We start from the raw sequence: 20155 nt of genomic DNA on the forward strand, positions 1-20155 counted from the left end.
AGTCAGGCCTCCTCTCGAGCAATTCTGGTGAAGTCGAACTCCTCGCTGAAGCCGTCCCCCAGGGCGGACAGGTCCAGTGAGTAGCTGAGGTCCGAGACAGCGTTGACGACAGCCTCGGGCAGGACGGAGCGGCGTAGCACCGGGGTGCTCTCCGTGATATGCCAGTACTTCGTGGAGACCAGTTTGAACCGATGGTCCTCCGTTCCCGGCATGTCGACGACGTATCTCAAAGCCGCCAGCCGTTTGCGCATACCAGACTCGTCGACTCCTGCGTCGACGATCTCCTCGACCAGGTCGGAGAGCAGCTCTCCGCGCGGGTGGGGATCCACCTCAGTGACGGCCAGGTAGAGATCAGAACCTTCCGAGGGCTCCAGCTGACGAAGACCGTGAATCGTGACGGCCTGGCGGTTCTGGAGTGCGGCGGTCTTCACCTCCATGCTGACCACGTCGCCCACGAAATCATGCCGGCCCCGCTCCGGACCTTCCCACAGGGGCAACGCCGAGGCGCCATGAACCGCAACGATCTGGCGGAGGATGCTGAGCTCCCCATAGAGACCCTTCAGCGCCTGCTCGCTGATCCCCTCGCGGGCGATCATCAGCAGTCGGCGCCATTCGCGCACCGTGCTGGCGAGTGCGTCATAGACAGTTCCGCCCGCATCCACGCTGGCAATGACGTCCTCGAGGAACGTATGGAACACCCCCTCGAGCCGGGGTTCGAGGCACCGGATCTGCACTGCTCTCAGCGCATCTCCGAGCTCATTCTGAATCGTCGCCGACGCGAGACGGATGGCCTGGCTCACTTCAATATTGAGAAGCCGGTCGTCCCCGGACTCGAAGAAGGCGGTCGGCGTGCTCAGCTGGTCCTTCCCCACCCACACGCGACGGCCGACCGGCCGTCCCTGTACTTCGACGACGTGGAACTCGGAAGCGCTCCATGCACTGGGCTCATTCGCAACACGCGCGAACGCCTCACGCATTCGGGTCATTCTCAGGCTCCTCCTCATCAGCTGCGGGGATCTCGACCGCGAGGAAATCCCCGTCATGCGTGAGCAGGCCCTCCGTATCCGAGGGGAGGACCATCGCGTAGCCGAAGAAGGGTTCGTTCGTATCAACTTCGGCCAGGGCGGGGTCGATCTTCTTAAGCACTTCCTGCATATCCTCGCGGTCCTTCGCACCGGACCGAGCTCGCGACATGCGCGAGATCGGATAAAGGATCAGCAGGCCTTCTCCGTTCGCACCTCCCTCATTCTTCGGGCGCAACCGAGCGGCGCTCTGCTCATCACCGTTACCAGCGTCTTCTGCAAGCGGGCTGCCCTCAGTCGCCAGGTCCGCGATGCGGTCGTTGCCGGACATGAGCGCTCGGATGTTGACCGACCCCTCTTCGGGGTCCTTGATTGGCGCGCGCCGCACCGCCTTCACCTGAAGGCCCTGCTCCGCGAGCACCTGTTCCCCGCCACCGGCCGCCAGCACGACCCGCCAAGACTTCTCCGGAAGCTTCTTCGCAGCCCAGTCGAGGGCCCGCTTGTGCTCCTCCTTGTGTTTGGGGTGCATGGCGAACTTCTCGAAGAACTCCTGAACACGCTCGAAGCTAACACCCTTGTAGAGCTTCGACCCCTGACCGGGCGCCGATGTCACGGCATGGTCGGAGATGCGGTGAAGGAAGTCGACAGCGATACGGGTGTTCGCCTTCTGCAGACCCGACGTCGCGAAGTCGAACAGAATCGTCTGCTTGTTCCGGCCCTGAAACGTGTACTCGATCTGGCGAGCGTGTTTCATCTTGGCGGGAGCCGTCACCTCAAGACGGCCGGGATGTCGGCGGATCTTGAGCCCGATCTCGCCGGGAGTCTTTCCCTGGCTCGCCATCTCGGTGATCTCTCGACGCACCTCGGCCTCCACCTGGGCAAGGAACTGATAGTCGGAGTCCAAGCCCTCCGCCAGCCAGATCCGTTGCAGGTCCTCGTATCCTGGCCGGTAGCCGAACCAGCGGCCCATCTGCAGGAGGGTGTCGTAGGCCCTGGAGCTACGGGTGAAGAAGGAGACGAAGAGCCCCTCAAGTGTCAGGCCTCGGGAGAGGGTTCCGCCTCCGATGACGATCACCGTGGACGGATGCTCGTCGTCGTACACCAGCCGATCAGCGTGAGCCTCCTTGCCGTTGTCGACGACGACGCGCAGCACGCGAAGCACGTTCAGGATCTCACCCTGGATAGCCGGCCAGGTCGGCGCAGGGCCGTCTCCGGTGTAGAGCTCCGCGACACGGTCCTCCTCCTCGTTGAAGATCGCACGGAACTCGGAGACATCGCCTTCTCGTGCTCGCTCCTTCATGGGATCTAGGAAATCGTTGATCGCCTCCTGCATGGCGAAGTGCGGATCCGTGCGCTCCGTGGTGTGGACGAGCATCGACGAATGCTTGTCCTTCTGGCCGCGCAGACGACGGATGGCGCTCGCCACGATGAACCACCGGATGGCATCACCGAGGGAACTGGTCACCGTCGGAACGAAATCGGCGGCGTCCTTCTGCCGCTGGGGACCCAGATCGCTCCATTCCTCGCGAGGGATACGGCGAATCACGTCGAGTCCCTCGGATTCCTCCCCGTCGAGGAAGCCATCGCGGATTCCGAAGAGGGTCTCCGCCCCGAAGTAGTTCTTGGGTGTCGGCATGACGGCGAGAAAGTCCCGTGGATAGAGGCTCTCGAGGGATCCGGCCGAGGGGTCGTCAGGATCGGCAGCATCCTGAGGGTCCATGAGCACGTTCGCAAAGGGAGTGGCCGTGTAGCCGACGTACGTTCCGTTCCGAACCTTCGACCACACGCGACGCAACTTGGCATTGATCTTCGTCGGGTCATCCTCCGGATTCGGCGAGCTGTCCGGGGTCGCCTGATCGGACTCGTCGTCGATGATCAGGATCGGAAGCCTACGGAGTGTCTGCTCGTCGATCTGGTCGAGGAACTTCAGCAGATGGTCGAGCCGAGAGGTCTGCTTCTTCATCACCGCGATCATCGTGCGGTCTCCGTCCAGAAGGCTGGACACAGTCGACGCGGCGTTGACCCAGCTGGCGGCCTGAAGATCAGTCTGGGTCGTGGTCAAAGTAATCCACTGCTGGGCATTCTCCTCCACACCCAGGTCCCTCGTAATGCGCTTCTGGGTCTGCGCTCGGAGGTTGTTGTAGGTGCCGGAGAAGACGAGCACAAACTTATAGTTCGCATCCAGGGCCTTAGCCGCGACAGCCGCGTAGTTCGCCGTCTTGCCGGACTGGACATTTCCTAGGACCAGGCCCCGACGGCGTTGCATCGAGTACGGCTCGGCGAGTTGCGACACGATCTGATCGCTCGAGCGGTCGATCGAGGGGATCGCTTCTGCCAGGCCCGTGCTGAGCATCTTCTCACGAAGCTGGGACCAGCGCGGCCCTGCCGACGGCAGGTACCAGGAACGATGAGAGCTCTCATTGTTGTCCGAATCCACCGCAATTGCACCGCCTGTGGGATCAATCCGGACACGGATGCGCTCGGCCCACTTGTCAGTCTCAACCCGATGATCATGCAACAGTTCACGTAGGGCTATGACCATCTCATCGTCAGAGTCATCCAGCAGTGACTCCACTGCCTCCTCCATGGTCCGGCCACGCTTCATCCGGTTCACCACCTGGCGGGCGAGCAGATCCTTCATTGCCGAGTTGTCAGTCATGTGCTGGTCCTCCAGGTGGATGCAGGGATCGCGTCTCAGAACAGCCGCTGGGGCGAGGAGCTGTCGCGTGCAGTCGTCAGAGTCGGAGCAATGCTCTCATAGGGAATCCCCAGCAGGCTCCTGAACAGCGCCTGGAAAACGGCGCGCGCTCCGAGCGGCGGAACTGCCATGCCGATCTGCTTCCGAATGGAGTCTCGGCGGCCCTCGAAGTGGAACGTGTCCGGGAACGTCTGGAGACGCGCCCGCTCACGATTGGTGAGGGCTCGCGGCTCGTCCCAGTGGTAGACATGAGTGCCTCCGCCACCGGATCCCGTGACGGTGTAGGACGGCTTGGCCGGGTCGAGGCGCCGATAGATCTGGCTGATGGTAGCGCCCTGGACATTGAGACGGGCCTCGTCGGTCATGCGCTTGGCATTGAATGCATTCTCACCCGGGTCGATGAGCTTCAGTCGCTCGACCACCTGTTTCGACTGACGGGTGCGCTCGTTATTGGTGACGGACGCCGGGATCGGCGCAGCGACAGCCTCACCGGACGTCGCGAAGGGCTGTCTCGTCCCGGGTCCGTGAGTGGGGGCTGGCACGGCGTACTCGACGTCGAGATCATCGCGAACCCCCACGACGAGAACGCGATGCCGCGCCTGAGGAACGCCATACTGCTCGAACCGATAGAGGTGCGGGGTGATGCGGTAGCCCGCGTCCTCGAGTTCTTCGAGGATCAGCTGGAATGCACGGCCGCCGTTCGCGCTACGGATGCCACCGACGTTCTCGGCCACGAACCACTTGGGCCGCTTTGCCTGCAGCACTCGAACGCCAGTCTTGTAGAGCCCGCCGAAATTGCCGTCGAGCCCTTTGTGCTCACCGACGAGGCTGAAGTCGTTGCAGGGAAACCCGAAGGCGAATCCGTCGATGTCGCCGAAGGAGTCGATGTTCTCGGCTGCGGCTCGAGCATCGCCGACTCTGACAGACTTCAGCGTCGCACCGGGAATGTTGCGTCGGTACGTCAGGCAGGACGACTCGTCGATGTCGACAGCCCACGCATGCTGCAGGGACATCCTGTCCCGCAGTTCAGGGTCGCTATCGGCTGCCTGGTGGGCGCCGAGAGCCATGCCTCCAGGGCCGGAGAAGAACTCCCCCATCTTGAACGTTTCCATGCAACCTCATATCGCTGTCCGCCGCAGACCTGCGTGGGAAGCGCGCGCGGCACACTGCAGCTTAGCGCGATTCTGCCGTCTGGGCAGCCTGGAGGGCGCAGTGTTCACAGGCAGCGCACGCTGGTGCCTCTCCCACGGGGACCTCGCATGTCAGAGGATGGCCGCAGCATTGAGACCTATGGAAGGACAAGGACGATGGCCACAATGCCCTGGACCGCGGGGGAGACTCTGATCGCCCTCGGGCTTGCTCACGACCTGGAGTGGACCAACCCGAGCAAGGGGACGCCCGCAGTCGTCGGCCTGTCTCGCCTGCTCGCTCAGGGTCCCTTCCATCCAGGAATCAGTCTGCCGGACAACTTTCGAAACCCGAATGCCGTCAAGATGAAGGTGTCCAACCTCATCTGGCACTACTCCGGCGGAGAGCACGGTCTCAAGCAGGGGGCAGCGCAGGACCTCGCCCTTGTCCAGCTCTACAGGTCAGATCCGGCGCTCGTGTTAAGCCTGGCGCACGACCTCCGCTCCCTGGTCGAGCAGTCGTTTGGAGATGCGGCCCTCGTCCCCTGGCCTCACGAGTAGTCCGCCCACACCCGCCGCTCGACCCCGTCGACGGTCATCACGCCGCCGTGCGGCAGCACCCACTGCGGCCGTGTGTGGCCGAACGGGACGCCCACGCACACCACCGCGTCCGGGTTGTAGCTGCCGACCTCCTCGACCACCACGTCCGCCTGGTCGGCGCGCAGCCGCGCCCGCTCCTCCGCACCGCGCGGCACCTCGAAGGAGCTCGTCGGAGGGCGGGCCGCCAGCACGGCGTCCACGGCGCCGAGCACGCCGCCCTCCCCCAGGATCCGCAGCAGCCGCCGCACCTCGCCGGCGCTCGGCAGCTCCTCGCTGGTCTCGATGAGCAGCACACCACCCTCGAGCGCCGCCATGTCCGCAGGCCCGCGGCCGGCCGCCATCACCCACGGCAGCACCTCGAGGCAGCCGCCCCATGTCCGGCCGGTCACCGCGCGCCGAGGCCCGGCCCAGCGCCACGGTGAGGCGCCCTCACCGACGCCGCGCGCGCCGTCGTCGTGCGGGCCCGGCACCGGCTCGCGCGTCCCGAACTCGGTGAGCGCCCGCGGGTCCAGCCAGTCGACGCCATGGTCCTCCGACTCCCCCGGCTCCGTGATCTCCAGCCGCCCTCCCGTCAGCAGGGCGGCCCGCAGGGACGCGGCGTGCACCTCGTCCACAGTCGGTCCCGGCCCCAGGTGCACCTGGGTGGAGCCGCCGTAGAAGCTCGCCACGCCGTTCGTCCACAGCCACTGGTGGAGGTTGGTGTTGTCGCTGTAGCCGAGGAACGGCTTGGGGTCCGCGCGCACTGCGTCCGCGTCCAGGTGGCCGATCACGGTGATCTGGTCCTCCCCGCCGACCGTGGCGATCACCGCCCGGATCTGTGGGTCCGCGAACGCCGCGTTCAGGTCCCGCGCCCGGCTCTCGGGACTCGCCCCGAGCTGCCGGGTGGTGGGGTACTCGACCGGCACCAGGCCGGTCACCTCGGCCAGGCGGCGCATCGCCTGCTCGTGCACCGCGGGCGCGAAGCCGGGAGCCGCGAACGACGGCGAGACGACGGCGATCCTGTCGCCCGGCTGGGCCTTGGGCGGGTGGACGAGCGGCTGAGTCATACCGGGAGCGTAGCGAGAGGCCACCTGTCCGTCGTTTCTCTCGCTCAGACCAGACGACCTGCGCCCGGACCGCCCGGCGCCCCTCACCCCTGACGCAGCTCGCGGCGCAGGATCTTGCCCGTGGCGTTCTTCGGCAGCCCGTCCAGGATGGTCACCTCCCGCGGCTGCTTGTAGCGGGCCAGCCGCTCGGCCGCGAACGCCTGGAGTTCCTCCCCCGTGACGGCGCTGCCCGGGGCCAGCGAGACGAAGGCGGCGATCTCCTCGCCCAGCCGCTCGTCCGGCACACCCACCACGGCGGCCTCGACCACGTCCGGGTGCTCGTAGAGGACCTCCTCCACCTCGCGCGGATACACGTTCATACCACCGCGGATGATCACGTCCTTGAGCCGGTCCACGATCATCACGTACCCGGCCTCGTCCCGGCGGGCGATGTCCCCGGTGCGGAACCAGCCGTCCTCGTCGAACGCCGCCTCCGTGTCCTCCGGGCGGCCCCAGTAGCCGGCCATGATGCCCTCGCCCCGGATGCGCAGCTCACCGGAGGTCGCGAGGTCCTCCTCGGGCACCTCGGTGCCGTCCATCGCGACGATCCGGAACTCGAAGCCGTCCACCGGCCGGCCCACGGTGCCCGGACGGGTCGGCGCGTCCACGGGGTTGAAGAAGCACGCGCCCGCGTTCTCGGACAGCCCGTAGCCCTCGAACACGGACACGCCGTACAGCTTCTCCGCCGCGTGCAGCGTCTCCACCGGCAGGCTCGCACCGCCGGAGAGGGGCATGCGCAGCCGGGAGAAGTCCGCCGGCTCGGCCCCGGCCTCACGGCGGGCCCGGGCCACGGCGAGGAACGCCCCGTGCATGGTGGGCACGCCGGGCAGGAACGTGACGCCGTGGTCCTGCAGCTGGTCGTAGGCGGCCGCCGGCTCGAACCGCGGCATCAGGGACAGCGTGGACCCGGCGAACACCGCGCCGTTGAGCACCACCGAGAGCCCGAACACGTGGAACATCGGCAGCGCCGCGAACACGACGTCGTCCGGGCCGAGCCGGCCCAGGCCGGTCGCCGTCGCCATGGCGTTGGAACGCAGGTTCGTGTGCGTCAGCCGCGCGCCCTTGGGCCGTCCCGTGGTGCCGGACGTGTAGAGCAGCACGGCGTCGTCGTCGGGGTCCCGCGGGGTGATCTCCGTGACCGGGGCGATGCCCTCGACGGCGCACTCCCGCCCGACCGCTTCGAGGTCCAGGGTGACCACCTCGACGTCGACGTTCCCGGCCACCTCGTCCACGGCCGGCAGCCCGGGCATGGCCCAGAGCATGCGCGCCCCGGAGTCCTCGAGGAAGTACTCCAGCTCTCGGGCGGTGAACAGCGGGTTGAGCGGCACCATCACCGCGCCCAGGCGCATGAGCGCCTCGTAGACGGCCACGAACGTCGGGACGTTCGGCAGCATGACGGCCACCCGGTCCCCGGCCTGCACGCCGCGGGCGCGCAGCCAGCCGGCCGTGACGGCCGTGGCCTGGTCCAGTTCGCGGTAGCTCATGCGGGCGTCGCCGATCAGCAGGGCGACGGTGTCCGGCTGGCGGGCCACCGTGGCGGCGAGCAGCTCGGCGACGTGGCCGCGCCGCTCGGTGGGCCGGCCGGCGGCGTCGAGGGTCATGGCGGAGGTCTCAGGGGTGTCGGAGGTCGTCACGGTGGCTCCTGGTGCTCGTCGGGACGGGTCGGGTCAGAGGAAGGCGGAGTGGCCGGTGAGCCCGCGGCCCACGATCAGCGAGTTGACCTCGTAGGTGCCCTCGTACGTGAAGATCGCCTCGACGTCGCAGAAGAAGCGGCCGAGACCGCGGTCCGCGAGGATGCCGTTGCCGCCCATCAGCTGACGCCCCAGAGCGGCCGACTCGCGGCACATCTGCGAGGTCTTGAGCTTCACCAGGGAGGCCTGGGTCATGGACACCTCGCCCTCGGCCTCGAGCTGGACGGCGCGGTGGGCCATGCCGAGCGTGGCGGCCAGGTTGCCGGCGATCTGCACGAGCAGGGACTGCACGAGCTGGTGGGCGGCGATCGGACGGCCGAACTGCGTGCGCTCCAGGGCGTAGTTCCGGGCGATGTCCAGGACGGCCTGCTGCGCGCCCACGGCCTGCCAGCCCAGCCCGTTGCGGGAGCCGAGGAGGATCACGTTGGTGTCCGCGAACGAGTTCGCCTTCTCCAGCTTGTTCTCCGCCGGGATCCGCACGTCCGTGAAGGTGATGTCCGCGTTCTGCACGATCTTCACGGCGGTCTTGTGCTCGATCTTGGTGGCGCTGTAGCCCGGGCGGTCGGTCTCCACGATGAAGCCCTTGACCTGGTCGTCCGCCTCGTCGCGGGCCCACACGATCGCGATCCGGGACATGGTGCCGTTGCCGATCCAGCGCTTGGCCCCGTTGATCACCCACTCGTCGCCCTCGCGGCGGGCGGTGGTCGCCATGCCGCCGGCGACGTCGGAGCCGTGCTCCGGCTCGGTCAGCCCGAAGCAGCCGGTGTACTCCATGGCGTAGAGCCCCGGGAGCCACTTCTGCTTCTGCTCCTCGGAGCCCAGGTGCTCCAGGGTCGCGCCCACGAGGTCGTTGTGCAGGGCGAAGTAGACGCTGAGGGAGATGTCCGCGCGGGACAGCTCGGCCATCAGGCAGCCGCGGAACAGCGGGTCGGTGGTCATGCCGTTCAGGTGGTTGAAGCCGAGCTCGCCCACCTGGCGGGCGATCTCGTGCGGGAACTCGTCCCGGCTCCAGGCCTCCGCCACATGCGGGGTGACGATCTCGGCCAGGGCGGCGCGGATCTCCGCGAGCTTCTCCTGCTGCTCGGGCGTCAGGAGGCGGTGGTACTCGAGGACGTCGACGTCGATCAGCGGACGGCTCCGGGTGTCAGCGGCGGTCATGGGGGTTCTCCTCGGGATCAGGGGGTGTCTGCGTCAGGGGGCGCAGCGCCGGGGTGGGCGCGGGGTGTCGGATGAGCGGCTCAGGCGGTCGCCGCGGCGAGGGCGGTCAGCGGGATGCCCCGCTCCTCGCCCCAGGCCTGCCAGTGGGCGGCGTCGTGCTCCAGGAGGGCGCCCGCGAGCTGAGCGCGGACGTCCCCGTCCGGGTCCAGCCCGAGGCCCTCGAGGAGCGCGGCCGCGAAGTGCGGCTCGAGCGCGCCGACGGCCACATGGCCGTCGGCGGCCGGGTACACGCCGTAGTGGGGCGAGGCCCCGCCCAGGGGGCTGCGGCGGTCCGTCATGCGGTGACGGTTCGGCAGGGCCAGGGCGTGGGCGGCGTCGGCCAGTGCCACGACGGCGTGCCCGCCCGCCCCGTCCGCGCCGCGGGCCCACAGGAGGGCCAGGGCCGCGGAGACGGCGCGCTCGGCCCCGTGCAGGTCCGCCGCCAGGATCCGAGGCGGCGGCCCCGGCTCCAGCAGGCCCGCCTCGGCCTGGTAGTTGATGTCATGACCGGGGACGTCCGTCCGGTCCCCGGCGAAGCCCGTGACGTCCACCTGGCAGATCCGCGGGTGACGGGCGCGGACGGCGTCGGCGTCCAGGCCGAGGCGGCGCAGGGCCCCCGAGCGGTGGGACGTGAGGAACACGTCCGCCGCGGCGAGGATCCGCTCCATCTCGGCGGCCCCGTCCGGGGACTTCATGTCCACGGTGCGCACCTGCTGGGCGCGATGCAGCTCCTCGTGGAGGGCGGGCACCAGCGTGGCCACGGGGTCCCCGCCGGGCGGGAGCACGGTGACGACGTCGGCGCCCAGCTCCTGCAGGCGGGCCGCTGCGACGGGCCCGGGCAGGTTCAGGGCGATCGTCACCACGCGCACGCCGACCAGGGGGCCGGAGGCGACGGCGGCGCCCCCGGCGGCGGTCTGCGAGACGGTGTCCTGCGCGCTCATACGAGGCCCTTCCCCGAGGCGGCGCGCGCGCGCAGCCACTCGGACGGGCGGAAGCGCTCGCCGTAGGCCTCTGCGAGCTCGTCCGCGCGCGCCACGAAGTCCGCCAGCCCGTTCTCACGGTTGGTCATGAACGTGGCCGGGCCGCCGGTGTGCGGCGGGTAGCCGATGCCCAGGACGCCGCCGATGTTCGCGGACGCGGTGTCGGTCAGGACGCCGTCCTCGAAGCAGCCGGCCGTCTCGATCGCCATGCGGTAGAGGAAGCGGTCCTGGAGATCCTGCTCCGGCACGTCCACGTCCGAGGTGAAGTGCTCACGCAGACCGGGCCACAGGTGCTTGGGGCCCTCGGCCGGGTACTCGTAGAAACCGGCCCCGCGGGCACGGCCAGGGCGCTCGAACTCCTCCACCATGCGGTCCACGATTTGCTCGCCCGGCTGCACGACGCGCTCGGTGCCGGCGGCCGAGGCGGCCTTCTCCTCCTCTCGGCGCACGTGCTGCGTGAGGGTCAGCGAGACCTCGTCCAGCATGGCCAGCGGCGCACCCGGGAAGCCGGCCTGGCGCGCGGCGCGCTCGACGCGCTGCGGGTCCACGCCCTCCTCCACCATGGCGGCGGCCTCCAGCACGAGGGTGCCGAACACGCGGGAGGTGTAGAAGCCGCGGCCGTCGTTCACGAGGATCGGGACCTTGTGGATCTGCTGGACCAGGTCGTATGCGCGCTCCACGGCCTCCTGGGAGGTCTGCTCGCCACGGATGATCTCCACGAGCTGCATGCGGTCCACGGGGGAGAAGAAGTGCAGGCCGATGACGTCGGCGGCGCGCTCCCGCGGCTCCTGCAGCAGCGTGATCGGGAGGGTGGAGGTGTTGCTGCACAGCAGCGTGTCCTTCCCCACCACCTTCTCGACCTCCGCGAACACGCCCGTCTTGAGCTCGAAGTCCTCGAAGACGGCCTCGATGACGGCGTCCACGCCGGCGAGGTCCGCGTAGTCCTCCGTGGTGCGGATGCGGCCCAGCACCTCGTCCGCGGCGGCCTGGTCCATCCGGCCCTTGGCCACGGCCTTGCCCAGCAGGTCCGCGCAGTGGGACTTGCCGCGCTCGGCGTTCTCCACCGAGACGTCCTTGAGGACCGCCTCGATGCCGTTGACGGCGAGGGCGTGGGCGATCCCGGCGCCCATCATGCCCGCGCCGAGCACGGCCACGGAGCCGACGGTGTGGCGCTCCGTGGCGCGCTCGCCGAGGGCCGCGCCGGAGCGGATGTCGCCCATGTCCGTGTGGAACGCCTGCACCATCGCCGTGGAGACCCGGCCGGTCACGAGGCTCACGAAGTAGCGGGTCTCGATCCGCAGGGCGGTGTCGAAGTCCACCTGCGCGCCCTCGACGGCCGCGGCGAGGATCGCCTTCGGCGCCGGCAGGTCCGCGCCGTGCAGCGTCTTGTGCAGCGTGGCGGGGAACGCGGGCAGGCGGGAGGCCATCGCCGGCTGCTGCGGGGAGCCGCCGGGCAGGCGGAAGCCCTTCTGGTCCCACGGCTTGACGGCGTAGGAGGGGGCGCCGAGCGCCTCGTCGGTCTCCTCCGGGCCGCCCTCCTGGGCCTTCGCCGCCGCGGCCCCCTGCTCGAGGATCCAGCGCCGCGCCGCGGGCAGCAGCTCGTCCTGCGAGGAGACGAGCTCGTCGATGACGCCCTTCTCCTTCGCCTGCGCGGGGCGGTACTGGGTGCCCTGGAGCAGCCAGTCCATCAGGGCCTTCTCCAGGCCCAGCATCCGCACGAGGCGCGTGATGCCGCCGCCGCCGGGGAGCAGGCCGAGGGTGACCTCGGGCAGGCCTACCTTGATGCGGGCGTCGTCCACGGCCACGCGGCGGTGGCACGCGAGGGCGATCTCCAGGCCGCCGCCGAGGGCGGCGCCGTTGATGGCGGCGACCACGGGCCGGCCGAGCTTCTCGAGTCGGCGCAGGACGGACTTCACGTGCTCGGTCATCGCGAAGACGTCCGCGGCCTCGTCCGGGCCGGTGGGGCCCAGCTGGTCCAGGTTGCCGCCGGCGAAGAAGGTGCTCTTCGCGCTGGTGAGGATGACGCCGGCGATCGACTCGCGCTCCTGCTCGAGCCGCTCCACGGTGGCCTCCATGGAGTCCCGCCAGAGGTCGTTCATGGTGTTGACCTTGGCGTTGGGGTCATCCATGGTCAGGGTGACGACGCCGTCGGCGTCCTGGTCCCAGGTGATCATGTTCTCAGTCATGGCTGCTGTGCTCTCTCTGCCGTCGGGCGGAACTCGGGGTCGGAGGCGCTCAGACGCGCTCGACGATGGTGGCGACGCCCATGCCTGCGCCGATGCAGAGGGTGGCGATGCCGGTCTGCAGGTCGCGGCGCTCGAGCTCGTCCACCAGGGTGCCCAGGATCATGGCGCCGGTGGCGCCGAGCGGGTGGCCCATGGCGATCGCGCCGCCGTTGACGTTGGTCTGCTCCTCGCTCCAGCCCAGGTCCCGCATCAGCTGGAGGGGCACGGCCGCGAACGCCTCGTTGATCTCCACGAGGTCGATGTCGCCCGCGGTCATCCCGGCGACGTCGAGGGCCTTGCGGCAGGCCGGCGTCGGACCGGTGAGCATGATGGTGGGCTCGGAGCCGACGACGGCGGCAGAGACGATGCGGGCGCGCGGCGTCAGGCCGGCACGGCGGCCCGACTCCTCGCTGCCCACGAGGGTCAGCGCGGCGCCGTCCACGATGCCGGAGGCGTTGCCCGGGTGGTGGACGTGGTGGATCTGGTCCACGTCCGTGTAGCGGTCGAGCGCGACGGCGTCGAAGCCGGCCTGCTCCCCCATCGCGGCGAAGGAGGGCTTCAGCCCGGCCAGGATCTCGAGCGAGGAGTTCGGTCGGATGGTCTCGTCCCGGTCCAGGACGGTCAGCCCGTTGATGTCCTTCACGGGGATGACGGACTTGTCGAAGCGGCCCTCGGCCCACGCCTGGGCGGCGCGGTGGTGGCTCTGGACGGCGAAGCGGTCCAGGTCCTCCCGGGTGAAGCCCTGGCGGGTGGCGATGAGGTCCGCCGAGATGCCCTGCGGCACGAAGTGCAGCGCCAGCGCGGTGGCCGGGTCCGTGGCCCACGCGCCGCCGTCGGAGCCCATGGGGACGCGGGACATGGACTCCACGCCGCCGGCGATCAGCATCTCCTCCCAGCCGGAGCGGATGCGGGCCGCCGCCTGGTTGACGGCCTCGAGGCCGGAGCCGCAGAAGCGGTTGAGCTGCACGCCGGCCACGTTCTCCGGCATGCCGGCCTTGAGGGCGGCCACGCGGGCGATGTCCGCGCCCTGGTCCCCCACCGGGCTGACGACGCCGAGCACGACGTCCTCGACGGTGGCGGGGTCCCACTCGGGGTGGCGCTCGCGGAGCGCGTCGAAGAGGCCGCCCAGGAGATCGATCGGCTTGACCTCGTGGAGGGAGCCGGTGGGCTTGCCGAGTCCGCGGGGGGTGCGGACGGCGTCGAAGAGGTAGGCGTCCCGGGTCACGGGGATCTCCTTCGGTGTGGGGGGTCAGTGGGTTCGGATGTTCGGGGGGTCTGCGGGTCTGGGGCGGTCTCGGCGGGGCCGCCGGGGCCGCGCGTCAGCCCTGCGGCGCGGACGGGCCGTCGCCCTCGGCGAGCGCGTCGGCGTAGGCCTGCCGGAGGCGCTTCTTGTCCAGCTTGCCCACGGAGGTGCGGTCCAGCTCGTCCACGAAAAGGACGCGGTCGGGCACCTGCCAGGAGGCGAAGCGGGCGCGGAGGGCGTCCTTGACCTGATCCTCGGTGACGTCGGCGCCGGGGGCGCGCACCGCGAGGGCGAGGGGGCGCTCCTGCCACTTGGGGTGGGGGACACCGACGACGGCGGCCTCGGACACACCGGGGACCGTGAGCATGTGGTTCTCCAGGTCGATGGTGGAGATCCACTCGCCGCCGGACTTGATGACGTCCTTCATCCGGTCGGAGACCTTCAGGTAGCCGTCCTCGGAGAGGTAGCCGACATCGCCGGAGCGCCAGTAGCCCTCGTCGTCGAAGCCCTTCTCCGTGGCCTCGGGATCGTCCCCGTAGGAGCTGGTGACCCACGGACCGCGGACCCGGATCTCACCGACGTTCTGCTCGCCGGGCGGCAGCGGCTGGCCCAGGGGGTCCACGATCTTGACGTCGACGCCGGTGACGACGAGGCCCTGGTACCGCTTCAGGTCCCACTGCTCGTCCTCGGTCAGACCCGCCTTGAGGGCCGGGCGCAGGCGGTTCACCGACACGATGGGCGAGGTCTCCGTGGCCCCGTAGGCGTGGATGATCTCGGCCCCCATGAGGCGGTCGAAGCCCTGCATCAGGGCCACGGGGGGCTCCGAGGCGCCGCAGAGGAACCGGAGGCCGGGCAGGTGCGGCGTCTGCGCCATCTGCTCGAGGTGATGGAGCATCGGCAGCAGGATGGCCGGAGCGGCCGGAGCCAGGGTGACGCCGTGCTCCACCAGCGCGTCCGTCAGCAGGGGGGTGTCCTGCAGCGTGAAGCGGCCCGGCAGCACGATGCGGGCGCCGACCGCCACAGCCGCGTAGGGCAGGCCCCAGCACTGGGCGTGGAACATGGGGGTCAGGAGCATGACGGTGTCGTCCATGGTCATGCCGGTGCTCACGGCCACCGCAAAGGAGTGCAGCCACGTGGACCGGTGCGAGTAGTACACGCCCTTGGGCCGACCGGTGGTCCCCGTGGTGTAGCACGCGCCGGAGGCGGACCGCTCGTCCATGTCCGGGGCGTCCTCGATCGGCTCGTGCCCGGCCACCAGGTCCTCGTACGAGACCGCGTCCGCCCGGCCGGCCCAGGCCTCAGGGAGATCGCCGTCCGAGGCCACGATCCACCGGGTGCCCTCCGGCAGGTGCGGGGCCAGCCCCTCGGCCAGCGGCAGGAGCGTGGCGTCCACGATCAGCGTGCGGGCGCCGCTGTGCCGGATGACGTAGGCCAGGTCCTGCGGGGCGAGGCGGAGGTTGAGCTGGACCATGGTGGCGCCCGTCAACGGCACGGCGAAGTAGCACTCGAAGTGCCGCAGGTCGTTCCAGAGGAGCAGGCCGACGCGGTCGCCCGGGCCGATGCCCTGCGCCGCGAGGCCGGCGGCCACGCGCTGCGTCCGGCCCCAGGAGGTCGCATAGTCTGTGACCTTCCACTCGCCGGCGAGGGTCCGGTGGACGATCTCCTGGTCCCGGTAGGTGCGGGCCGCGTCCCGGATGAGGCGCGTCGTCGTCAGCTGCTCGACGTCGCCCATGGTGGAGGCGGTTCCCATGACGGGTGAGGTGGCGGGAGTGGCGTTCATGGTGATCCTCACGATCCGTGGCGTGCGTGCTCGTCGTCACACGTTCTGGCATCAGTGAATCATTCATTGCACGATCGCACAACACCCTCCTCGATCCGCTAGCCTTGCGCGGTGAACACGGCCAGACCCCTCACCCGCGAGGACCTCTCCTCCGCCGCCCGCCTCCGCCTGAGCGCCCTCGAGCTGTACGCGGAGCGGGGCGAGCACGCGACGAGCGTCCGGGACGTCGGCAAGAACGCGGGCGTGGCGCCCGGGCTTGTCCGGCACCACTTCGGCAGCAAGGACGGCCTGACCCGCGCGGTGGACGACGACATCATCGACCTCGTCCGCGCGACCCTCGAGGCGGTCCCCCTGGAGGGCACGCCGCTCGAGATCTCCGCGGCCCGCGACGCGGCGTTCCAGGAGCTGCTCCGTGAACGCCCCCTCATCGGCGGCTACCTGGCGCAGGCCCTCACGGCGCCGCGCGCCTCGGGCGAGAGCCTCCTGGACCGGCTGGTGGACCTCTCCGTGGAGCAGACGCGCCAGCTGATCGACCGCGGCCTGGACCCTCGCCGCGGGCTGCGCGCCTCGGTGTTCACCACAGTGGTCCGGCAGGTCACGCTGTTCGTGGTGATCCCCGCGGCCGAACGGGTGTGGGAGCGGCTCGGCGGCACGCTGGAGGGGGCGTCCGCCGACGCCGCGATGCCGGCCGTGCGCGTCGTCGTCGACGCCGCCCGGGATCAGGACGCACGCTGAGGCGGATGCCTCCCGCTGCGCGTGCGGAGCGGCCTCCGAACTGAGGAGCGCCCGAGAGGCCGCGTAGCCTGACCGCATGATCAGCACCCCGCGGCCCGGCGTCCGCCCCACCACCTCCGACGACGGACCCCACCGCCAGCTCGACCAGCGGGCCTCGCCGGCACTGCGGGGTGAGCTGACGGCCCGCGTGTTCGCGCTCGACGGCGTGGTCGAGGGCCACAGCCAGGTCTCGCCGGCGTCGTCGCGCGGGGTGTTCCTCGCCGACATCGACGTGGAGCGGGCACCCGAGACGAACCTCGCCCCCGGCCGTCGCCTCGAGCCGGTGCACCTGCACGGCGTGGCCGACACCTCCGTGCACCTCGTGCTTCCGGCCGAGCGCGGAAGGCGGCTCGTGGAGCTCGGCTGGGCGGAGCCGCATCAGTACGCCGGCCACGGCACGGAGTTCATGGTCTACGGGCCGCGGGACGAGGTGGAGCTGGCCGTCGTCGTCGGGATCGTGGAGGAGGCGCTGGCGTTCGCGCGGGGCGCCTGACCGGCTCACCCCGTTCCGCGCCCTCCCGGACGGCGGCGTCGATGCTCAGCGAGGTGCGCCTGCCTCTGCTGCCAGTGCATCACAGGGGCCACTGCTCGAGCTCGTCGGAGATCCGGACGCTCAGTCCGGACACGCGGCCCCTCGGACCGATGAGCACGTGCACCACGGGGTCCGTGTCCTCCCCGGACACCACACCGCGCACGACGACAGCCCGGCGCCGCCCCGCGCGGACCTCGCCGCCGGGTGCCGATGCGTCGTCCAGCGACCCGGCCGCACTCAGCAGCTCGCCCGCGAGGTCGTGCACGCCCGTGACCCGCGCGTCCCCCAGGGGGCCGGCGAGGTCCTCCACCTCGAGCATGACCCGGCGCAGCGCGGACTGCGGCAGGCCCGCGCGCGCGGTGCTGGTCATGTGCGCGTGGACGGCCGCGACGTCGCCGCGCAGCCACGCGGCCACGGCCCCCATCGCGGTGGCGCGGGCCTCGGCCCACGGGTCACCCGGGGAGGTGCGGCAGCCGCGGCCGGGGCCCGTGCCGACGTCGTCGTCGGCCAGGGCGGGCGCGGAGTGGAAGCGACGGTGGGCGGCCTGACGCGTGACGCCGAGCGCCTCGGCGACCTGCGCCCAGCTCCACCCGTCCGACCGCGCGGCCTGGACGGCGGCGTGCAGACGGCGCTCGGCGGCGGCCTGGTCACGCAGCGCTGCGGCGATCAGGTCATGCGGGTCGGGCATCCTCCGATGATGCCCCATCCGCGCCGTTGCCCGGCACCGGGACGAGCGCACCGACGAGGCACGCCGCGATGATGCCGATGATCGCGGGCACCCCGCCGTCGAACAGGTCCAGCAGGAGGCTCACGGCGACCGCCGCCCCCGCCACGAGGAGCTGCACCGCCTTCGGGCCGTCCCACCGGGACTGCCAGCCGCCGAAGAGGGTGCCACCGTAGGGACTGCCGGACTGGAACAGGGGGGCACACCACGCGCCGACGAGGCAGACCAGGCCGGAGATCAGGCCCACAAGCCATGTGCTGGCGTCCGTCAGCACGGTGACGAGGAGGATCAGGAGGACGACGACCGCGGAGGAGATCAGGGACTTGCTCATGGATTCAGCCTCGAGCACGGGAACGCACGTGTCAATGCCGTGCTGACACATCGGGCCTGGCGCACCGAGCCCATCCGCGCCAGACGCCTGACTCGCCGGACTCGCCGGACTCGCCGAACTCCCCGGACTCGCCGGACTCGCCGGACTCGCCGACCTCCTCCCAGAGTGGTCGCAACACGCCGTCTGCCGAAGTTCGACACGGCGTGTTGCGACCAGGCTGGCGCGCCCCTACTCCACCCCGCGGGCCGCGAGCGCATCCCCGACGTCGTCGGCGTGCTTGAGGGAGAGCACCAGCAGCGGCAGGATCCACGCCCACGGGGCCATCCTCACGCCGCGGCTGGCCTGCGCGTGGCGCACCTGCTCGGCCAACCCGCGCAGGTGACCGATCGAGCTGAGCACCAGGCCCATCGCCAGCCCCACGCGCTCCGGCCGGAACCCCGCCCGCGCGAGCTTCGGGCCGAGCCACGGAATGCGGTTCACAGGCCCCAGCGCGGCCTCGGCCACCCCCACCATGTCCGCGATCCGCGTGGTGCGGGTGAGGATCTGCGCCGTCAGCACCACGCCGAGCACGCGGGTCACCATGAGGGCGGCGGAGAGGAGGTCCCCGAAGATCCACTGCGCGGCGAAGAGGAACGCGTAGAAGATCCAGAGCCCGCGCAGATCGCGACCGAGCATCCCCAGCCCGCGGCGCGCGCCGAAGCCCACGGTGTAGGCCAGCCCGGCCCCGACGACGGCGGCGCCCGCCGTCCACACGGTCGGCGGCAGGAGCGTGAGCCCCAGGACCCACACCGCGAGCAGCGCGACCTTGAGGCCGGCCGGGCAGCGGTGCAGGGGCGAGTCGCCGGCGACGTAGAGCGAGATCACGCGCCGAACTCCGCGGCCACGGCCTCGTCGAGGAAGGCCTCGTACGCGCCGATCACGTCCCCGGCCGGGCCGACCTCACGCACGCGGCCGTCGTGGATCCACACGGCCTCGTCGCACCGGCGGGCCAGCTCGAGGTCATGGGTGACGAGCAGCAGCTGGAAGTCCCGTGCCGCGAGCAGGCGCTCGGCGATGATCCGCCGGTGCCGGCCGTCGAGCAGGGAGGTCGGCTCGTCCGCGATCACCAGCGACGGCGACGCCGCCATCACGGAGCACATCGCAAGCCGCTGCGCCTGGCCGCTCGAGAGCGCGAGGCAGGGCCGGTCCGCGATCTCGGCGAGCCGGTGCTCGGCCAGCGCCGCGTCCACGCGCGCGGTGACCTCAGCCCTGCCGAGGCGGGCGCCGTCGTCGTGCCGCAGGGACTTCACGGTGAGCTCCACGTCCTCGCGGACGGTCGGCATGATGGCCTGCGCGGCCGGATTGGCGAACACCATGCCCACGGTGCGCCGCAGCCCCTTCACGTCCCGGACGGCGTCCACGCCGTGCACGGTGACCTCCCCCGCCGCGACGTCGGCCAGGCCCGCGATCGCCCGGGCCAGCGTGGACTTGCCGGATCCGTTCTCCCCCACCACGGCGACGCGCGGGGCGCGGAGCGTGAGCGTCACGTCCTCGAGGAGCGTGACGACGCCGTCGGGCCCGTCCGCCTCGGCACGGACGCCGTCCAGGGCGAGGACGCGCTCCGGAGCGCCGGCCGAGTGCCGTGTCATCTGCCGCATGCTCTTCTCCTGACTCCTCCCACGCCCTAACGTGGGCGAATGGACACCACTGACGCCGCCACCCCCTCCGCCGACCATGCCGCGCACTCCGACGACGTCACCTACCGCACCCGTAAGTGGGTCAAACCTGAGGACCTGAACGCCAACGGAACGCTCTTCGGCGGATCGCTGCTGCGCTGGATCGACGAGGAGGCCGCGATCTACGCCATCATCCAGCTCGGCAACCCGCGCTCCGTGACGAAGCTGATCTCCGAGATCAACTTCCGCTCCTCCGCGGAGCAGGGCGACATGATCGAGATGGGCCTGCGCGCCGTGGAGTTCGGGCGCACCTCGCTGACCATGCGCGCCAAGGTCCGCAACATCATCACCGGCGAGGTGATCCTCACGATCGACAAGATCGTGTTCGTCTCTCTCGACGAGGAGGGCCGCCCCGAGCCGCACGGCTACACCGACATCACGCTCGACCGGGACCGGCTGCCGTACGGCATGAACCGCTGAGGCGGGGCCGC

General features: G+C 70.4%; 18 protein-coding genes. 4 read left to right on the forward strand and 14 right to left on the reverse strand.

Translation table 11 applies throughout. The annotated features are described in order from the left end of the window. Positions 1–2: 2 nt before the first annotated feature. Genes AAG742_RS10385 through AAG742_RS10395 form a run of 3 tightly spaced genes read right to left on the reverse strand, consistent with a single transcriptional unit; the run spans position 3 to position 4832 of the window. Positions 3–977, reverse strand: coding sequence for a PD-(D/E)XK motif protein (locus tag AAG742_RS10385; protein ID WP_248117301.1), 975 nt, complete (start codon positions 975–977; stop codon positions 3–5). Continuing rightward, complete coding sequence (locus tag AAG742_RS10390; RefSeq protein WP_248117299.1) at positions 970–3681, reverse strand: Z1 domain-containing protein; 2712 nt, start codon at positions 3679–3681, stop codon at positions 970–972. Before AAG742_RS10390 ends, AAG742_RS10385 begins: the two co-directional genes overlap by 8 nt. A 35-nt stretch (positions 3682–3716) precedes the next feature. Beyond that, complete coding sequence (locus tag AAG742_RS10395; RefSeq protein ID WP_248117297.1) at positions 3717–4832, reverse strand: DNA cytosine methyltransferase; 1116 nt, start codon at positions 4830–4832, stop codon at positions 3717–3719. A 204-nt stretch (positions 4833–5036) separates the two neighbouring features. Here AAG742_RS10395 and AAG742_RS10400 point away from each other — a divergent pair, with 204 nt between their 5' ends. Continuing rightward, on the forward strand, positions 5037–5408 hold the full coding sequence (locus AAG742_RS10400) for a hypothetical protein (RefSeq protein ID WP_343282136.1): 372 nt from the start codon (positions 5037–5039) through the stop codon (positions 5406–5408). Here the strand turns inward: AAG742_RS10400 and AAG742_RS10405 are convergent. From AAG742_RS10405 to AAG742_RS10435, 7 genes are all read right to left on the reverse strand, one after another. Then, positions 5399–6493, reverse strand: a complete 1095-nt coding sequence (locus AAG742_RS10405) for a S66 peptidase family protein (RefSeq protein WP_298712149.1) — start codon at positions 6491–6493, stop codon at positions 5399–5401. The two genes, AAG742_RS10400 and AAG742_RS10405, sit on opposite strands and share 10 nt — an antisense overlap. An 83-nt stretch (positions 6494–6576) precedes the next feature. Beyond that, positions 6577–8133 (reverse strand): long-chain fatty acid--CoA ligase, encoded by a 1557-nt coding sequence (locus tag AAG742_RS10410; RefSeq protein ID WP_282442737.1) that lies wholly within the window; start codon positions 8131–8133, stop codon positions 6577–6579. 66 nt (positions 8134–8199) lie between these two features. Continuing rightward, positions 8200–9381 carry an acyl-CoA dehydrogenase family protein gene (locus tag AAG742_RS10415; protein WP_248117293.1) on the reverse strand — a complete coding sequence of 394 codons (1182 nt, stop codon included), beginning with the start codon at positions 9379–9381 and terminating at the stop codon, positions 8200–8202. An 80-nt stretch (positions 9382–9461) separates the two neighbouring features. Further along, positions 9462–10361 (reverse strand): CoA transferase, encoded by a 900-nt coding sequence (locus tag AAG742_RS10420; RefSeq protein WP_298712147.1) that lies wholly within the window; start codon positions 10359–10361, stop codon positions 9462–9464. Beyond that, positions 10358–12586: a 3-hydroxyacyl-CoA dehydrogenase NAD-binding domain-containing protein gene (locus tag AAG742_RS10425; protein ID WP_298712145.1), complete on the reverse strand. Its 2229-nt coding sequence runs from the start codon at positions 12584–12586 to the stop codon at positions 10358–10360. The genes AAG742_RS10420 and AAG742_RS10425 overlap by 4 nt, the downstream gene beginning before the upstream one ends. Before the next feature lie 49 nt (positions 12587–12635). Then, positions 12636–13850, reverse strand: coding sequence for an acetyl-CoA C-acetyltransferase (locus AAG742_RS10430; RefSeq protein WP_248117288.1), 1215 nt, complete (start codon positions 13848–13850; stop codon positions 12636–12638). A gap of 94 nt (positions 13851–13944) precedes the next feature. Then, positions 13945–15648 (reverse strand): long-chain-fatty-acid--CoA ligase, encoded by a 1704-nt coding sequence (locus AAG742_RS10435; RefSeq protein ID WP_298712143.1) that lies wholly within the window; start codon positions 15646–15648, stop codon positions 13945–13947. Between the two features lie 111 nt (positions 15649–15759). On the opposite strand from AAG742_RS10435, the gene AAG742_RS10440 reads away from it, so the two are divergent. Both AAG742_RS10440 and AAG742_RS10445 read left to right on the forward strand, forming a co-directional pair. Beyond that, entirely contained in the window at positions 15760–16383 is a 624-nt protein-coding gene (locus AAG742_RS10440; RefSeq protein WP_248117285.1) for a TetR/AcrR family transcriptional regulator, read from the forward strand. Positions 16384–16459: 76 nt separating this feature from the next. Then, positions 16460–16915 carry a luciferase family protein gene (locus AAG742_RS10445; RefSeq protein WP_298712141.1) on the forward strand — a complete coding sequence of 152 codons (456 nt, stop codon included), beginning with the start codon at positions 16460–16462 and terminating at the stop codon, positions 16913–16915. 79 nt (positions 16916–16994) lie between these two features. Here the strand turns inward: AAG742_RS10445 and AAG742_RS10450 are convergent, their stop codons facing one another. The 4 genes from AAG742_RS10450 to AAG742_RS10465 all read right to left on the reverse strand — a co-directional run bounded on the left by AAG742_RS10450 (position 16995) and on the right by AAG742_RS10465 (position 19646). Then, on the reverse strand, positions 16995–17642 hold the full coding sequence (locus AAG742_RS10450) for a helix-turn-helix domain-containing protein (RefSeq protein ID WP_298712139.1): 648 nt from the start codon (positions 17640–17642) through the stop codon (positions 16995–16997). Continuing rightward, positions 17626–18009: a hypothetical protein gene (locus AAG742_RS10455; RefSeq protein WP_298712137.1), complete on the reverse strand. Its 384-nt coding sequence runs from the start codon at positions 18007–18009 to the stop codon at positions 17626–17628. The genes AAG742_RS10450 and AAG742_RS10455 overlap by 17 nt, the downstream gene beginning before the upstream one ends. A gap of 228 nt (positions 18010–18237) precedes the next feature. After that, positions 18238–18873 (reverse strand): energy-coupling factor transporter transmembrane component T, encoded by a 636-nt coding sequence (locus tag AAG742_RS10460; protein WP_298712136.1) that lies wholly within the window; start codon positions 18871–18873, stop codon positions 18238–18240. After that, positions 18870–19646 (reverse strand): ABC transporter ATP-binding protein, encoded by a 777-nt coding sequence (locus AAG742_RS10465; RefSeq protein ID WP_298712134.1) that lies wholly within the window; start codon positions 19644–19646, stop codon positions 18870–18872. The genes AAG742_RS10460 and AAG742_RS10465 overlap by 4 nt, the downstream gene beginning before the upstream one ends. A gap of 39 nt (positions 19647–19685) precedes the next feature. Here AAG742_RS10465 and AAG742_RS10470 point away from each other — a divergent pair, with 39 nt between their 5' ends. Continuing rightward, positions 19686–20144: a hotdog domain-containing protein gene (locus AAG742_RS10470; RefSeq protein ID WP_298712132.1), complete on the forward strand. Its 459-nt coding sequence runs from the start codon at positions 19686–19688 to the stop codon at positions 20142–20144. The last annotated feature ends 11 nt before the right edge of the window (positions 20145–20155 follow it).

The organism is Micrococcus sp. 2A (assembly GCF_039519235.1).
Classification (GTDB): Bacteria; Actinomycetota; Actinomycetes; order Actinomycetales; family Micrococcaceae; genus Micrococcus.